Raw genomic sequence first — 713 nt, forward strand, 5'->3', positions numbered from 1 at the left:
GATGTAAGAGGGTGTAGTAAGAATTATACTGTTACTATTATTCCCAAAAATTCAAAAATAACTTTTGATGTCAATAAGTCATTTCCAAGTACCTGTAATTCTAATGATGGAGTCATTACTATAACGAATGTACAAGGAGGTCGAAATGGATACAACTATCAATTGTCAACCCAACAGACAGCTTCACCTAATTCGCAATTTTCGGGTCTATTCTCAGGGACGTATGTGGTTACCGTTAGCGATGAGCTGTGCTACTATAGAAAAAATATTGACCTCTCTGCTCCGAACGGGATAAAGGCAAATTATCAAGTCTCGGGAATTAATTGTACTTACTCAGATGGTAATATTTCGGTAGTAAATGTAGCAGGAGGAAATGGTGGTTATTGGTATAAATTGAATAATAATCCCGAAACCAGTAATTCGACCTTTAACAATCTTTCACCTAATGTATATGCGATAGAAATCAGAGATACTCCACAAAGTTGTAAATATGTATTGAGTGTAGAGCTAAAAGAACAAAATCGAGCAGACTTACAGCTGACGGGTAAATCTGATGTCCTTTGTTATGGAGGAAACTCTGGTGTCATTACAGTGAGTGGAAACAATAATCAATCACCCTTTCAGTATAGTATAAATAACGGCGTTTGGCAAAGCTCAGGCAGGTTTGAAGGTTTAAGCAAGGGTACTTATAAATTAACAACAACCAACGCCTT

General features: G+C 36.6%; 1 protein-coding gene. It reads left to right on the forward strand.

Annotation, left to right across the window (positions count from 1 at the left end; genetic code table 11):
- The coding region (locus tag GVN22_RS27535) for a hypothetical protein (protein WP_166554184.1) at positions 1-713 on the forward strand (713 nt) is incomplete at both ends.

It is taken from the genome of Cellulophaga sp. BC115SP (assembly GCF_009905545.1).
GTDB lineage: Bacteria > Bacteroidota > Bacteroidia > Cytophagales > Spirosomataceae > Flectobacillus > Flectobacillus rivi.